Source organism: Acidocella aluminiidurans (assembly GCF_055383125.1).
In genome coordinates, this window is the sequence record NZ_AP031589.1 from 1,342,030 (window position 1) to 1,356,746 (window position 14,717).

The window sequence follows — 14,717 nt, forward strand, 5'->3', positions numbered from 1 at the left end:
AATATAACTGTTATTTCGATTCAAAATCGCGCAAAGCATCGCTGGAGACAAGGAGCATTTTCCAATGAGCGGCACGGCGCGGCATTCCCTGAAACTGGCCCTGGTGACCATCCTGGTCGGCGTCGCCGGCGGGATCGGCGGCGGCAGCATGGCGCTGCTGCTGCATGCCGTGCAGCATGTCACCTATGGCTACAGTCTGCGGGATCTGGTCGGGCCGGAGAGTTTCCTCACCGCCGTCGCCGCCGTGCCGCCCTGGCACCGCGCGCTGGCGCTTGCCGGCGCCGGGCTGGTGGCGGGGCTGGGCTGGTGGGCGGTGTATAATCGCGGCGCCAAGCTGGTCAGCATCAAATCCGCCGCCAGCAGCGGTAAGCAGATGCCCTATGCCAGCACCACCGGCCACGCTTTGCTGCAGATCATCACCGTCGCCATGGGCTCGCCCTTGGGGCGGGAGGTGGCGCCGCGCGAAATCGCCGCGCTGCTGACGCAGCGCCTCACCGCCTGGGCCGGCATCACCGGGGAGGAGGCGAAAATCCTGCTCGGCTGCGGCGCCGGGGCGGGGCTGGCGGCGGTCTATAACGTGCCGCTGGGCGGCGCGGTGTTCGCGCTGGAGGTGCTGATCCTGCGGCTCGACCCGCGCTCGATCCTGATGGCGCTGGCCAGCTCCTGCATCGCCGCCATGCTCGCCTGGTCGGTGCTGGGCGATGTGCCGCAATATCACATCCCGGATTTCACCTTGTCCGCGCCGCTGCTGGTGCTGTGCGTGCTGGCCGCCCCCATCATCGGGCTGGCCGGGCATGGCTTCGCCCGCCTCACCGCCGCCGCGCGCAAACATATGCGCACCGATGCCCGCCTCATCCGCCGCTGCCTGGCGGTGTTCACCCTGATCGGCCTGGCCGCCATGGCCTTTCCGCAGCTGCCCGGCAATGGCAAGGGGCCGATCCAGCTCGGGCTGGAGAGCGCTCTGCCGCTGCATCTGACGCTGGCATTGCTGGGGCTGAAGCTGGCGGCCATCGCCGGCGCCCTCTGGGCCGGCGCGGAAGGCGGGGTGCTGACGCCAGGGCTGACCGTCGGCGCCTTGCTCTCCACCTTGCTCGTGCTGGGCTGGAACATGGTGCTGCCGGCGGTGCCGGCCGGTGCCTTCGCCCTGGTCGGCGCCGCCGCCTTTCTCGGTGTCTCGATGGAGATGCCCTTCACCGCGGTGGCGCTGATGTTCGGCTTTACCCGCGTCGGGCAGGATTTCCTGGTGCCGCTGATCCTCACCGCGGCGCTGGCCAGCGCCACCAGCCGGGCCGTGCCCTTGGTCCAGGCCGCATTGGCCAACCGTCGCGCCCCCGCCCCGGAGGGCGAAACCGCGATTTAGTGTCCTGATTCTGAAGTTTCCCTGATTTATTTGGTGGCGAGGCAAAAACGCCTGATAGACGCGAGTATGTCATCGGCGGATTTGGTCCATTTGAACAGCTTTGCATCGTTGTTTCGAGCATCGATGAAGGTGTGGATGGCGGTTTCGAGTTCCGTGGTTGAACGATGGACACCGCGCTGGATCTGCTTTTCGGTCAGCATTGCGAAGAACTGCTCGACCTGGTTGATCCACGAGGCGCTGGTCGGGGTGAAATGCACATGCCAGCGCGAGCGTTTGGCAAACCAATCACGGATAACCTGGGTCTTGTGCGTGGCATAATTGTCCATGACGATGTGGATGTCGAGATCGCTCGGTACGGCATCTTCGACACGGTCAAGGAACTTTCTGAATTCTGTAGAGCGGTGCCTGGGATAGCATTTGCCGATGATCTTGCCGGTTGCGATATTGAGTGCTGCGAACAACGATGTCGTGCCATGGCGCGTATAGTCATGGCTGCGCCGTTCGATCTGGCCGGGGCGCATCGGCAGCAGCGGTTGAGTGCGATCAAGTGCCTGTATCTGCGACTTTTCATCAACGCATAGAACCATGGCACGTTCGGGCGGCGCCATGTACAGCCCGACGATATCGCGCACCTTGTCAACAAACAGCGGATCGGTGGAGAGCTTGAAGGTCTCGGTACGATGAGGTTTCAGCGAAAACGCCTGCCAGATGCGGTGGATCGTCGAGGGGGCATAGTTGGTTCTGCGTGCCATCGATCTCAGCGACCAATGCGTGGCACCTTCGGGCAGCGTTTCCAGCGTCAAACGGATCGTGTCTGCGATTGCTTCGTCACCAATCTTGCGCGGCGCGCCGGGACGGGGTTCATCATACAATCCATCAAGCCGATCGGTGGCAAAGCGTTTGCGCCAGACCGAGACCGTCATCTGGGTGCAGCCAAGCCGCGCTGCTATCTCCTTATTTTGCAAACCATCGGCAGCCAGAAGAACAATACTCGCGCGGCGAGACAACCCAGCCCAGACCTTGCGCCCTCGCTTCAGCCGCTCAAGTTCCGTGCGCTCCCCCTCATCAAGTTCAATTGCTACCGCGACCTTGCCCATTGATCATGCCATTTCAATCCAGCATAATCATAGATATTTATCGATCATGACACTAGACGCTCTAGCAACGTATTTGGCTTTTTCAGTCGATAAGGCAGCTAATTACTGGTCTTCGATCTGTGCATGGAACATGCGGAGCAGAAAAGCTCTTTTCCACTTTTGGCAGGCAATCATTGCCAATGGTTTGGGACTATACGGAGGCAAATCCGTTTTGCAGTTATTCTGGAAACTATCTTTTGGGCGTCGAACAAACGGCGAAGAACTTGGATAAGTTATTCGCAAATGTTGGCCTTGCAAATATTTTGAATGCGGATGCAAGAAGAAGAACTTTTGCTAAGGAATCGATTGTTATCTCGACGGACCCACCATATTACGACAACATTGGTTATGGCGATATATCAGATTTTTTCTATGCGTGGCTTAGAGATTATCTGGGAAGCCGATATGAGGATCTATTTAGGCGGCTAAGTGTTCCTAAGGACGAAGAATTAGTGGCCCAACCCCATCTAGATGGGGGAAGACAGGCGTCCGAAAGCAAATTTATGAAGGGCATGTATGAGGCCTTGTCTTCGATGGCATATGAAGCTAACGCTGCTTTTCCGCAGGCTATATACTATGCCTTCAAGCAGTCTGAGAACCTGACTCTGAATGATAATGGGCCTAACCTTTTCGTGTAATTTTTCTTGTAAGCAGGCGGATGTGTGCGAGCAGGACCCAAGCGGTTGCGCTGGCGATTGTTGCCTCGACATCCTTGGCGAGACGGCGGCATCGGCCGAGCCGGGCAAAGGTTCTCTCGACCCCCTCCAACAGCCTTCCACCGGCTTACGCCGGCGGAACCTTTGCTGTTTCCGCCCATCGACGAGGCAGGAGTTCGAAACCTTCTGCATTGTCGGAGCGCTTTACGATTTGGATAGTCCATTTCCCTATTTTTTCGAGGCGTCCTTGCAGTTTAGGCCCGGCATAGCCGCCATCGGCGAAGACGTGCCGCAGCGACGGGTATTTCTTGTGGATAGATTTGAGCACGTCGGGCGCACCGTCGCGGTCTTGAACATCGGCGGGATGGATAACCACGCCCACGAGGTTCCCGAGTGTATCCGTGACGATATGCCGTTTGCGTCCCTTGATCTTCTTGCCCGCATCAAACCCGCGCGGCCCGCCGGCCTCGGTCGTTTTCACCGACTGGCTATCGATCACGCCCGCCGTTGGCGATGCCGAGCGCCCAGCCAATTCCCGCGCCTGCGCGACCAGGGCGCGGTTAATGCGCATGAGCGTGCCATCACGGCTGAAGCGGTAGAAATACGCCTGCACCGTCGTGAAGGGCGCGAACTCCCTGGGGAGTTGCCGCCACTGGCAGCCAGTGGACAGTATGTAGAGAATCGCTTCAACAATCACGCGCAGCGACACAGAGCGCGGCCGCCCCCGCCGCGCAGGCGCTGGCATAAATGGCGCAATCAAAGCCCATTCGACATCGGTAAGGTTGCTTGCATAGCGCAGATCATCCCGGCAGTATCGCTGCCGAGCGGTTTCAGTCCAAGTCATCGTGATTCCGTCAGTTGTTGCAAACCAACAGAATCACAACTAACTGAAATCGCTCAACTATCTTTTTCGGTCAGGTTCTGAGGTAAAGCAAGACGGCATTACTTCTGCTGTCTGGTCTTCGTTTTTACAGTCTGTCGTCGATGCAGGATTTATTGTCGATGGTACGTGGCCCATGCGAATGGAATACACGACCAATTTGAAGTCGAAAATGAATGTTCTAGCATCTGCTGTAGTCCTCGTCTGCCGAAAGCGACAGGCTGATGCGCCGACCATCACCCGCGGCGAGTTCCTCCGGTTGTTGAAACGTGAACTACCCGACGCCATCGAGAATATCCGCAAAGCAGGCGTTGGGCCGGTAGATATGCAGCAATCGGTTATCGGTCCAGGTATGGGCGCGTTCTCGCGCCACGCAAAAATTCTAGAAGACGATGACAGTGCCATGAGCGTGAAAACTGCGCTGGCACTCATCAACCGTGTGTGGGAGGAAATAGAGAACGAGCTTGACGCGACATTCGATGCCGAAACCCAAGTGGCGCTGGTGTGGTATGGTTCTTACGGGTTCGATGCACGGCCTTCGGGCGATCTCATCATGCTCTGCACGGCCAAGAACACATCTGAACGCGCTTTGTTTCATTCCGAAGTGTTCGAGGATCGCAAGGGCAAGGCGGCTCTCACCGCGCGGGAGAAACTACCGTCGGATTGGAGTCCGACCAAGGACACGCACCTGACCGTGTGGGAATGCGTGCAGCATGTCGCCCGCACGCTTCGTGCCGATGATGGCGGGGAGGACGATGCAGCACGGTTAGTCGCCGGCATGGGACAAAAATCCGCCGAGGCTCGCAAGCTGGCCTATCGGCTGTTCGAGATTGCGACGCAAAAAGGCTGGTCAGCCGAGGCGCTGGTTTACAACGAACTCGCCGAGATTTGGCCGAAGCTGGAAGACAAGGCGGCGAATATTGAGACCCTGGCGCCAAAAGGCGCACCAAGGGAACGTGATTTGTTCGATCTGGGGGCCTAAAAATGTCAGCGGCGAAGGAAACGTTGCGGCGCGTGAGGGAAGGGTTGGACCATCTGCAAGATGGTTTACGACCATTCGTCGAAGCCAAGATGAAGGCCAGGCATGGGGCAAGCTGGCTGCATTATGCCAGCCGCGCGGCGGGCAGTGCTGTCAACGCGCCGCTGGACGTGTACGGGCTGCTAAAGACGATTTTGGATAATTGGAACGAGACATTTCAGGAGGGGTTTTCCCGCAACGAGCGGCACCGGATTCGCAGTTTCGTCACGGTCGCATTCGACGCACGCAACAGCACGTCGCATTTGACGCTGCCGCTGCAAGATGCCGAGGCTCTGCGCTATCTGGACGCAATTCTGGAACTCCTGCGCGCAGTGAAAGCGGCGGAAAGCATCACGGCAGAGGTGAAACAACTATACGAAGCGCAGCGGACCTCCGGCGTGGCGGCAGCCCCCGCACCCACGCCGGAAGCCCGTCCCACCTTGTCCCTCGCGCAGCCGGAAGACGCTCCGGCCACGAAACTGAAACCGTGGATCGAGGTGGCGCTGCCGCATGCGGATGTGATGGAGGCGCGGTTCCGGCAGGCGGAATTCGCGGCGGACTTGTTCGCAGTAGATTCCGGCAATGTGGACGCTGTGAGCGATTACGCTACGGCCAACGGATTTTTCGGCATCACCTTCCTGACTGACTGAAGGGATGCAGCGCGTGCTGAACACGGTGCTGGAACGGCTAGGGAGCAAAGGTGGCGACCCAGTGATCGGCCTGCAAACCGCGTTTGGTGGCGGCAAGACACATACAATGTTGGCGGCGTATCATCTGGCAAAGGCGAGCAAGTTGGGGCCGCTGAAAGGTGTGCCCGAGCTTGCTGCAAAAGCAGGGGTGACGGCATGGCGGCCTACGAAGGTGGCCGCATTCGTCGGCACCGCCGCGGGGGTGGATACGCATCTGACGCTGAAGGACGGGCCGAAGGTGAAAACCTTGTGGGGCTATATCGCCTGGCGCCTGGCAGGAGCAGAAGGGCTTGCGCTGGTTGCGGAGGCTGAGAGCGCAGAAACAAATCCGGGCTCCGCGCGGTTGGTCGAGCTGTTCAAGCGTTCCGGCCCGGCGTTGATTCTGCTGGATGAGCTGGTGGCCTATGCGCGGCAATTGCCGGATGAACGGTTCGAGCCGTTTTTGTCGTTCATACAGTCGCTCACAGAAGCGGCAAAAATGGTGCCGGGGATACTCATCATCGGCTCGCTGCCGGAGAGCAATTTGCAGGCGGGCGGCGATAAAGGCGTGGCGGCGCTGAAGCGATTGGAAAGCGTGTTCGGGCGTGTGCATTCACCGTGGCTGCCGGCCTCGGGCAATGAGACCTATGAGATTATACGGCGGCGGTTGTTTCAGCCGTTGGATGCTCTGACTCATCATGCAGCCTTCATCGCTATACAGACCTTCGATGGTTTGGGAACTTTACCAAAATTCGAAGAGATTTCACCAAGAAGCCAATATTATAAAGTACTGTAACCGGCGTGAGCCTCCCACCTCGCGGCGCGGTTTGAATTACTGGACATTGTTCCCCTAAATTTGTGTGGGGTGACGCTGTGGCAACTGACGGTCCTAATGCCAGACATCAGCACAGTCATGAGGACATTGAGTATCATCGTGTCGAGCTGATCACCGGGCGGCGCCGGCGGCGGGATTGGACGCGGGAGGAGAAGGCGGAAATTCTTGCCGCGAGTGCTGTGCCTGGTGCGGTGATTGCGGATGTTGCGCGCCGTTATGGGGTGAGCCGGGGCCTGCTTTGGACATGGCGCCGGCAGGCGATAAATGATCTGGCGGCGGCGGGGGATTTTGTGCCGTTGCGTATTGTCGATGACGTGGCTTGCGATCCCGCGGCTGAGCCGGATGGACTGCCTTCTGCCCGGCCCCCAGCTGTGGGATCGATTGAGATAGAGATCGGGCGTGCCCGTATCCGTGTGGAAGGCGTGGTTGATCCGGCTGTTTTGCGTCAGGTGCTCGGTCTGATTGGTCCTGTCCGATGATCCTGGGTATTCCGGCCCGGCCTGGTTTAAGGGTGATGGTGGCATCCAAGCCAGTGGACTTTCGCAAAGGCATGGACGGGCTTGTGGCTCAGGTTGCGCAAGTTTTGGCGGCCGATCCATTTGCGGGCGATGTCTTCGTCTTCCGGGCCAAGCGCGCGGACCGGCTTAAGCTGCTGCTTTGGGATGGTACGGGGCTTTGCCTGGTCACCAAACGGTTGGAGGCGGGCGGATTTACCTGGCCGCCGGTGCAGGACGGGGCCGTCAGCTTAAGCCCCGCGCAGATGCGCTTGCTCTTTGCCGGCATGGATTGGACGCAGATTGCGGCGCGCACGCCGGCGCCAGTGAGGCCCTTGATCCCGCCGGAAAATCTGCAAAAATCGCCGTAATTTCCTGGCGGCGCGGCAGGCTTGTTTGGTATCTTTCCGGCATGCCGGATGACCAACATTCCCCGCATGATCCGGCGCATTTGCTGGCATTGAATGCAGCACTTCGGGCGGAGAACGAGACTCTCCGGGCCGTTGTGGCGGCGCTGAAGCGGGCGTTGTTTGGCGCACGATCCGAGAAACAGGTTGGACCCGAAGCCCAATTGCCGCTCGGTTTGGAAGATTTTTCCGGCACGCCGGTGGAACCCGCCACATTGCCGGTGCCGGCAAACACAAACCGGCCAAAGCGGGCAAAAGCGGCGCGCAATATTGGCGGGCTGCCGGCGCACCTGCCGCGGGTGGACATCACGATCGAACCGGCAAGCCAGGCTTGTCCCTGCTGCCAGGGGGAGCTGCATGTGATCGGCGCGGATGTCAGCGAGATGCTCGACGTGGTGCCGGCGATGTTGCGCGTCAAACGCATTCATCGGCCGCGCTATGGCTGCCGTTCTTGCGAGGGGGCGGTTGTGCAGGCAAAGGCGCCGCCGCGGCCGGTCGATGGCGGGCTGCCAACCCCGGCATTGCTCGTGCATGTGGCGGTGATGAAATTCGCCTGGCACACGCCGCTGAACCGGCAGGCGCAAATACTGGCCGGCCAGGGGATCATGCTCGATCGCTCGACCCTGGTGCATTGGGTCGCCCGGCTGGCCTGGTGGCTGAGACCGCTGCATGAATTGCTCCGCTCGATCGTTCTGAGCGCTCCCAAAATATTCTGCGATGATACGCCCTTGCCGGTTCAGGACCGCACCCGCAAACGAACGCGCATTGCAAGGATTTGGGCTTATGCGATCGATGACCGTCCCTGGGGCGGGGCATCGCCGCCAGCGGTGGTGTATGTATATGCCGAGGATCGCAAAGGTCAGCATGTCGAGGAACATCTGGCGGGCAGAGCTTGCGTGCTGCAGGTTGATGGCTATGCCGGCTATAACCGGCTGACCAAGGATGGCCGCGCCGGTGGCCCGGTGACATTGGCTTTTTGCCTGGCGCATGCGCGGCGAAAGTTTTTTGAGGTGCACAAGGCAACGGATTGCCCGGTTGCCGCGGAAGCGCTGCGGCGTATTGCAGAAATCTATCGCATCGAGACACGTATCCGCGGCACCAGCCCCGAGACGCGCGTGGCCAGGCGCCAAGCGGAAACCCTGCCTCTGCTGGAGGCGTTCAAGCCTTGGCTGCTCGACAGGTTGGCGGAAGTCTCGGCCAAATCCACCCTGGCCAAGGCGATCCGCTACACGCTGGGCCATTGGGCCGGGCTGTGCGTGTTCCTGAACGATGGCCGGGTGGAAGTGGACAACAATATTGTCGAGCGCAGAATCAGGCCCATTGCCTTGGGTAGAAAAAATTCACTCTTCGCCGGTTCGGCCGGCGGCGGTGAGAGCTGGGCGATACTCGCGTCCCTTATCAACACAGCCTTATGCCGCGCGCGGCATAATGCCGTGACGATAAGGCTGTAGATTGCGGCCGCACGCTCGCCGCCGCGGTCTGATCCGGCGAACAGCCATGCTTTACGGCCGAGGGCGATGCCGCGCAGTGCCCTTTGTTTTAGCACTACTTTGGCAGAAAATTCGGTAGATTTTCATTTTTAGAGTCCTCTGCGAATAGCTTGAATCGTATCTCTTTACCGACGCGGGGCTGATGTGATTCACGATTAGGACTGGTTGAGGAGACCAGTGCTGATGCCCCGAGCTTATTCTTCTGATTTGCGTGAACGCGTGATTTCGGTTGTGGAGAGCGGTGAGGAGACTTGCCGGTCCGCGGCGCGACGTTTTGGCGTGAGCGCATCGTCTGCTATCAAATGGGTTCAGCGCCTGCATCGGGTTGGTGACCGACGCAGCGCTGGCACTGGTGGCCACCGGCCCTCGAAGGTGAAGCCTGAGCGCGCCTGGCTTTTGGCGGTCATTGAGGAGCAGGCCGACATCACGCTGGCGGCGTTGAGCGTGCGCCTGTGGGAAGAGCGTGGCGTGCGCGCCGACATCGGCATGTTGTCGCGGTTCTTCCGCGCTGAGGGCATCAGCTTTAAAAAAAACCGTGCTGCCCGCCGAGCAGGACCGGCCTGACATCGCCTTCAAGCGGGCGCGTTGGCGGCGGTATCAGGGAAAAATTGACGCGTCTCGCCTGGTGTTTATCGACGAGACCTGGGCCAAAACCAACATGACCCGCACCCATGGGCGCTGCCGGCGTGGGCAAAAGCTGCACGCCAAGGTGCCGCACGGGCATTGGAAAACCTTGACCTTCATCGCCGCCCTGCGGGCCGACAAGGTTACCGCGCCCTGTGTACTCGATGGCCCCATCAACAGCCGCAGCTTCACCGCCTATGTCGAGCAATTTCTGGTGCCGACGCTGCGCCCCGGCGATGTCGTCATCCTCGACAATCTCGGCAGCCACAAGGCCAAGACAGCGCGCGATGCCATAAGAAAAGCCGGCGCCAAACTCTTCTTCCTGCCGCCCTACAGCCCAGACCTCAATCCCATCGAGCAGGTCTTCGCAAAGCTCAAAACCCTACTCAGAAAAGCCGCCGAGAGAACCGTCGAAGCCACATGGCGGCGCATCGGGTCACTGCTCGATCACTTCCCGCCAGAAGAATGCACAAATTACCTCAAACACGCAGGATATGCGTCAACCTAATCACAGAAGATTCTAGGATTCCCGAATCGGTTTTTGACTGATTCATGGGTGGTCGGCATTAATGAGGCTGACCATGGCGGCCGTGAGATTGGATTGGACCGAGGAGCTTGAGCGCTGGCTTGAACCATTCTTGGATGCGCTTGGGCATAGCACGCGCCGGCGGATGTGTCCTGCTTATGTGGCTGGGCTGATTGGCCCTGGCGATCGCAAGAGCGTTCAGCCGATGGCGGCCCGTGATAACGGCATAAATTATGACCAGCTTCACCATTTCATCGGCAGCAGCGTCTGGGATGCGGCGCCGTTGGAAGCGGCTCTGCTGGTCGAGGCCGACAAACTGGTTGGCGGCAATGATAGCTGGTTGATCATCGACGACACCGCCTTGCCGAAGAAGGGACGCAACTCGGTTGGCGTTGCGCCGCAATATGCTTCCGCACTTGGCAAGACCGCCAACTGTCAGTCGCTGGTTTCGGTTACGCTTGCTTCGCGCGAGGTGCCGGTGATGGTCGGTCTTCGGCTATTTCTGCCGCAGAGCTGGACGGACGATCCCAAACGCATGGCGCGGGCCCGTGTGCCGGCGGATCGACAGTCCATGCGAACAAAGCCGGAAATTGCCATTGAGGAGATCGACCGTGTCATCGCTTCCGGCGCGCGTTTTGGTTGTGTGCTTGCCGATGCGGGGTACGGATCAAGCGGGCCTTTTCGCGAAGCTTTGAGCGAGCGTGGTCTGCTATGGGCGGTGGGGCTGTCCCGGCGCCAGAACGTCTATCCGGCCGATATAGCCCTGTCCTTCCCCGTTGCAAAAGCGGGGAGACGCCGAAAATACCATGTCCCTGACCAGGCTCCGATCTCCGCAGAGCTAATGCTGACCGGGAAAAAATGGAAAAAGATCACCTGGCGTCAGGGCACGAAAGGTGGGTTGACATGCCTCTTTGCCGCCTGCCGTGTTCGGGTGGCCGACGGCCATAAGCATCGAATGCTCGATAATCGCGTACAGTGCATGCCGGGCGAGGAGGTGTGGCTCGTCGGCGAGCGGCGTTCGACAGGCGAGCAAAAATACTATCTGTCAAACCTGCCGGCCGATACCACCATCAAGACGCTGGCCGCCGCGATAAAAGCCAGGTGGGTCTGCGAACAGGCCCACCAGCAACTCAAAGAGGAACTTGGCCTTGATCACTTTGAGGGCAGGTCCTGGGCTGGGCTACATCGACATGCCCTGATGACAATGATCGCCTACGCCTTCCTTCAATCCCGCTGCCTCAAAGCAGCGGGACGAAAAAAAAAGGATCGAGGGGCCACCACCGCAACCGACCATGCCGGCAATCAGAAACGAGATCCTCAATCTCTTCGCGCGGCCGCCACCTCAAAGATGCCCGCACTGTGACAAGCCACTGACAAAAAACACTAATAAAAATATGCCAAAGTAGTGTTAGAGTTCTGATTCAAGGCTTGAGGAGGATTCGAGCCTTGAGCAGACGAACACTGACGGACGAGCAATGGAGCCGGATTGAGGGGCATCTTCCTGGGCGTGTTGGCACGCCTGGGCGGAGCGGGGTCGACAACCGGCTGTTTGTTGATGCGATCCTTTGGATGGCTGGTAATGCGGCGCGGTGGCGGGATTTGCCGGAGGTATTTGGCAAATGGACGGCGGTGCATGCGCGTTTCCGGCGCTGGTCTCATGCTGGCGTATGGAAGACGCTTTTCCATGCTCTGGCCGACACGCCGGATTTTGAATACGTCCTGATTGATAGCACCATCTCGAAAGTCCATGCCGATGCGGCAGGGGCAAAAGGGGGGCTGAAATTGCCGCTATCGGCCGTTCACGCGGGGGGCTGACAACCAAGCTGCACGCCGCCGTCGACGCGCTCGGCTTGCCGCTGCGCATCCATCCGACGCCGGGACATCATGGCGATTGCCCGCAGGCGCAAACCCTCCTGAAGGGCTTGCAGGGCGTCGGCCACGTCATCGCCGATGCCGCTTACGACGCCGACCCGCTACGCGCCTTCATTGCCAATGATCTCGGCGCAACCGCCCAGATCAAGCCTAATCCCAGCCGCGCCATCATCCCGCCAATCGATTGGAGGCTCTACAAGGAACGCCATCAGCTCGAGTGCTTCTTCAACAAACTCAAACGCTTCCGAAGGATCGCACTCCGATGCGAGAAAACCATCAAAGCCTTCATGGGGTTCGTGCATCTCGCTTGCGCCATGATCTGGCTACGATGAATGCAGACAGAACCTAAAGCAATATGTGTTTAGGTTGACGCGCCAGCGTCAAAATAAACACATGAAATTGCTCGCTAAAACAAAATCTAGAGCATCAAGCTAAAAGCTTGATGCCCTAGACGCCATAGCGGGCGAGCAGCGCCTCGAATTCCGCCACATGCTCATAATCCGGCATCAGCCGCACCAGCGCCGCATCCCGCCGCGTCGCGGGGTGGGTATAGATTTCCGTCCGCCCGTCCGGCACCAGCGGCAGCAGCCTGGCGATGCGCGCGGCCGTCACATGCCCGGACCATTTCAGCCCAAACACCTGGTCCGGCACCTCCAGCCCGCGCGCTTGGGCGCGCAGCAGCCGGGTCCAGCCATATAAGGCGCGGTCCCCGAAGGTGACGCGCTCGCCCAGGGCCGCCATCACCGCCGGCGGCTCGGCCGGCACGCGCAGCCGCTTCAGCCCGTAGCGCCGGCCGATCTCGATCATCAGCCGGGCGATGGTCGGGTGCAGCAGGAAATGCTTGTGCGCGTCGGCATGGTGCAGTTCCAACCCGGTGGCGGCGAAGGCCGCGAACTGCGCCTCGATCTCGGCGCGCAGCTCCCGCCTTGCCGCGGGCGAGAAGAAATAGCGCACACCCAAAGCCGCCTGATTGGTGGAAAACCGCCCATCCGGGCCGGTGATGCGCGGCAGGCGGGCATGGCCCAGCAGCGAATCGCCATCCACCAGCACCAGATGCAGCCCGACCTTCAGCCCCGGCAGCGTCCGCGCCCGGCGCACCGCGTCCTCTGCGGCGGGGGCCGCGACCATCAGGCTCGCCTGGCCCAGCACGCCCTCGCGATGCGCATGCTCCACCGCCTCGTTGACGCTTTCGGTCAGGCCGAAATCATCGGCGGAGAAGATGATCTCGCGCATGGCTCAGCTATCGTTGCGCGGCGCCCAGGGGATACGGGCGAAGGCGATGCCGTCCTCGGCCAGGGACTCGGCCTCCTCCTCTGAGCTTTCGCCATAGATGCCGCGCGGGGTCGCCTCGCCATAATGGATGCGCCGGGCTTCCTCTGCGAAATCCGCGCCGACATAGTCGCAGTTTTTCTCAACCTCTTCGCGCAGCTTCTGCAGCGCCGCGCGCACCGCATCCGGCAGCGCGCCGCCGGCGGCCTGCGGGCCGGGGGGGAGCGCATCGGCCGGCGGCGGCTCGGGCGAGACCACCAGCTCGCGCCCCTTGCGCGGGATCGAGGGGGCCATCAGCGCCCGGCTCACCTCGACACTGCCGCAGGACGGGCAGGCCACCAGCCCGCCGGCCGCCTGGCTCTCGAAGCCTTCGGAATCGCGGAACCAACCATCGAACTCATGGCCGGCGGCGCAGCGCAGCTGGTAATGGATCATGGCGTGAGCAGCGGCTCCAGCTGGCCGGCGCGCTCCAGCGCCAGCAGATCGTCGCAGCCGCCAATATGCTGGCCGGCGATGAAAATCTGCGGCACGGTGGTGCGCCCGCCGGAGCGGCTGATCGCCGCCTCCCGCGCCGGCGTGCCGTGCGGGGCGCTGATTTCCGTGAAGGCCACCCCTTTGCGCTCCAGCAACGCCATGGCGCGCATGCAATAGGGGCAGTAAGGCTGGGTATAGATCTCGATTTCAGGCATTTGCCTCCCACTTAGCTTGCGTGCCGCTGAATGCAAGGTGAATCTCAGCGCCCCTTCATTGCAAACGCGGATCCGCGACGCGCGCCAGGGTCAGCACATCCACCCGCACGGCCCCGGCGGCGCGCAGCGCCAGGGCGCAATGATGCGCCGTCGCCCCTGTCGTCATCACATCATCCACCAGCAGAATGCGCTTGCCCGCCAGCCCGGCATAAGGGCGGACATGGATGGCGCCCTGCAGCGCCGCCTGGCGCTGCGCCGCCCCCATCCCTTCCAGCTTGGCGGTGGCGCGGGCCCGGCGCAGCACGTCAAGGCTCACCGGCCGGCCGGAGAGCCTGGCCAGGGCGATTGCCAGCAGCGCCGCCTGATTATAGCGGCGCTCGCGCAGCCGGGCGCTGTGCAGCGGCACCGGCAGCAGCAGATTGGCCGATTGCAGCATCTCCTCCCCGGCCCGGCGCATCAGCCGGGCCATGCCGCTGGCCGCCTCGCTCTGGTCGCTATATTTCAGCGGCAGGATCATCCGCTTGGCGAGCTCGTCATAACGCAGCGCCGCCCGGGCCTGGGTGAAGGCCGGGGGCGACGCCGCGCAGCCGGTGCAATGCAGCGTTTCCCCCGGCAGCGCGGCAATGCTCAGCGGCACGCCGCAACGGGCGCAAAACGGCGCGGTGATGAAATGCGCGGTCTTGAAACAGTCCAGACAAAGCTGCCCCTCCGCCTCCACCAGCCGGTGGCAGGCGAGACAGGAGGGCGGCAGCAGGCTATCCAGAACCCAGCGCAACAGGGGTTTCATGTGCAG

At 61.0% G+C, this 14,717-nt stretch carries 15 protein-coding genes and 2 pseudogenes; 11 read left to right on the plus strand and 6 right to left on the minus strand.

All coding sequences use genetic code 11. The features are described 5' to 3' along the window. Positions 1-64 precede the first annotated feature (64 nt). Positions 65-1,360, plus strand: coding sequence for a chloride channel protein (locus ACZ46S_RS06880; RefSeq protein WP_464063884.1), 1,296 nt, complete (start codon positions 65-67; stop codon positions 1,358-1,360). Positions 1,361-1,386: 26 nt separating this feature from the next. Here the strand turns inward: ACZ46S_RS06880 and ACZ46S_RS06885 are convergent, their stop codons facing one another. Beyond that, a complete protein-coding gene (locus ACZ46S_RS06885) occupies positions 1,387-2,457 on the minus strand; it encodes an IS630 family transposase (RefSeq protein WP_464063885.1) in 1,071 nt (356 codons plus the stop codon). Between the two features lie 179 nt (positions 2,458-2,636). On the opposite strand from ACZ46S_RS06885, the gene ACZ46S_RS06890 reads away from it, so the two are divergent. Continuing rightward, positions 2,637-3,134, plus strand: a complete 498-nt coding sequence (locus ACZ46S_RS06890) for a hypothetical protein (RefSeq protein WP_464063886.1) — start codon at positions 2,637-2,639, stop codon at positions 3,132-3,134. On the opposite strand, the pseudogene ACZ46S_RS06895 reads toward ACZ46S_RS06890, so the two are convergent. Beyond that, a pseudogene (locus tag ACZ46S_RS06895) lies at positions 3,118-3,996 on the minus strand (IS5 family transposase). The gene ACZ46S_RS06890 and the pseudogene ACZ46S_RS06895 sit on opposite strands and share 17 nt — an antisense overlap. A gap of 178 nt (positions 3,997-4,174) precedes the next feature. On the opposite strand from ACZ46S_RS06895, the gene ACZ46S_RS06900 reads away from it, so the two are divergent. The 9 genes and pseudogenes from ACZ46S_RS06900 (at position 4,175) to ACZ46S_RS06940 (ending at position 12,298) form a co-directional block, all read left to right on the plus strand. Next, positions 4,175-5,014 (plus strand): hypothetical protein, encoded by an 840-nt coding sequence (locus ACZ46S_RS06900; RefSeq protein ID WP_464063887.1) that lies wholly within the window; start codon positions 4,175-4,177, stop codon positions 5,012-5,014. Between the two features lie 2 nt (positions 5,015-5,016). After that, positions 5,017-5,700, plus strand: coding sequence for a Swt1 family HEPN domain-containing protein (locus ACZ46S_RS06905; protein ID WP_464063888.1), 684 nt, complete (start codon positions 5,017-5,019; stop codon positions 5,698-5,700). Positions 5,701-5,704: 4 nt separating this feature from the next. After that, positions 5,705-6,514 carry a DUF499 domain-containing protein gene (locus ACZ46S_RS06910; RefSeq protein WP_464063889.1) on the plus strand — a complete coding sequence of 270 codons (810 nt, stop codon included), beginning with the start codon at positions 5,705-5,707 and terminating at the stop codon, positions 6,512-6,514. A 77-nt stretch (positions 6,515-6,591) separates the two neighbouring features. Further along, entirely contained in the window at positions 6,592-7,032 is a 441-nt protein-coding gene (tnpA, locus tag ACZ46S_RS06915) for an IS66-like element accessory protein TnpA (RefSeq protein WP_464063890.1), read from the plus strand. After that, complete coding sequence (gene tnpB / locus ACZ46S_RS06920; RefSeq protein ID WP_464063891.1) at positions 7,029-7,418, plus strand: IS66 family insertion sequence element accessory protein TnpB; 390 nt, start codon at positions 7,029-7,031, stop codon at positions 7,416-7,418. The genes tnpA and tnpB overlap by 4 nt, the downstream gene beginning before the upstream one ends. Positions 7,419-7,459: 41 nt before the next feature. Continuing rightward, positions 7,460-8,863 (plus strand): annotated as a pseudogene (gene tnpC / locus ACZ46S_RS06925) (IS66 family transposase); the annotation flags it as partial. Between the two features lie 264 nt (positions 8,864-9,127). Beyond that, positions 9,128-10,076 (plus strand): IS630 family transposase gene (locus ACZ46S_RS06930; protein ID WP_464063892.1). Its coding sequence is split into 2 segments (ribosomal slippage): positions 9,128-9,469 and positions 9,471-10,076, totalling 948 coding nucleotides; the frame shifts between segments, so codons are not numbered across the junction. Positions 10,077-10,149: 73 nt separating this feature from the next. Then, on the plus strand, positions 10,150-11,457 hold the full coding sequence (locus ACZ46S_RS06935; protein WP_464063893.1) for an IS701 family transposase: 1,308 nt from the start codon (positions 10,150-10,152) through the stop codon (positions 11,455-11,457). A gap of 83 nt (positions 11,458-11,540) precedes the next feature. After that, positions 11,541-12,298, plus strand: a protein-coding gene (locus ACZ46S_RS06940) for an IS5 family transposase (protein ID WP_464062101.1) whose coding sequence is annotated in 2 segments (ribosomal slippage) — positions 11,541-11,859 and positions 11,859-12,298 — 759 coding nt in all. Because the reading frame shifts where the segments join, the coding sequence is not laid out codon by codon here. Between the two features lie 115 nt (positions 12,299-12,413). Here the strand turns inward: ACZ46S_RS06940 and hpnK are convergent. From hpnK to ACZ46S_RS06960, 4 genes are read right to left on the minus strand one after another with little or no spacing between them, the layout of a single operon-like run. Continuing rightward, a complete protein-coding gene (hpnK, locus tag ACZ46S_RS06945) occupies positions 12,414-13,199 on the minus strand; it encodes a hopanoid biosynthesis-associated protein HpnK (RefSeq protein WP_464063894.1) in 786 nt (261 codons plus the stop codon). A 3-nt stretch (positions 13,200-13,202) separates the two neighbouring features. Next, on the minus strand, positions 13,203-13,670 hold the full coding sequence (locus tag ACZ46S_RS06950; protein ID WP_295739771.1) for a DUF1178 family protein: 468 nt from the start codon (positions 13,668-13,670) through the stop codon (positions 13,203-13,205). Further along, entirely contained in the window at positions 13,667-13,924 is a 258-nt protein-coding gene (gene grxC / locus ACZ46S_RS06955; RefSeq protein WP_295739773.1) for a glutaredoxin 3, read from the minus strand. Before grxC ends, ACZ46S_RS06950 begins: the two co-directional genes overlap by 4 nt. A gap of 55 nt (positions 13,925-13,979) precedes the next feature. After that, positions 13,980-14,711, minus strand: coding sequence for a ComF family protein (locus ACZ46S_RS06960; protein WP_464063895.1), 732 nt, complete (start codon positions 14,709-14,711; stop codon positions 13,980-13,982). Positions 14,712-14,717: the final 6 nt, after the last annotated feature.